We start from the raw sequence: 416 nt of genomic DNA on the forward strand, positions 1-416 counted from the left end.
CCAAAGTTACGCCTTGGGTTGAGCCGATGATCGTTCCGCGCACCCAGCTCCGGCGCGCGCGGTGCCGCCATTTCGTCATGATATTTGCAAGCCGCTCGTCTTCGCGAACCTCTGCGCCGAAGCCCTTGACCACAGCGTTGCAACTGACCGCGTCCGCAAGCGCGCCGCTGAGCCTTGTGTCCCATCGGTTGGCAAGGCTCGCCGCTGGCGCGACATAGCCGAGCGACAGCGAAATCGAAAACGCAAGGTAGACGAGAGAGCCGCAAGCAAAGATCACGCCCATGACCGGCCAGTGCCAGCCGAGCAGCACCGTCGAGCCGATCAAGATGACAAACGACGGGAGCAGCGTGACGAGTATCGTGCTGTTGAGGAGGTCGAGCGCCCACATGCCGCGCGTTATCTTGCGCACTGTCGAG

General features: G+C 62.5%; 1 pseudogene. It reads right to left on the bottom strand.

Features of this window, described 5'->3' with window-relative positions:
* A pseudogene (locus EN818_RS30895) lies at window positions 1-416 on the bottom strand (ABC transporter ATP-binding protein/permease); the annotation flags it as partial.

The sequence above is a fragment of the Mesorhizobium sp. M3A.F.Ca.ET.175.01.1.1 genome, assembly GCF_004791945.1.
Lineage (GTDB): Bacteria > Pseudomonadota > Alphaproteobacteria > Rhizobiales > Rhizobiaceae > Mesorhizobium.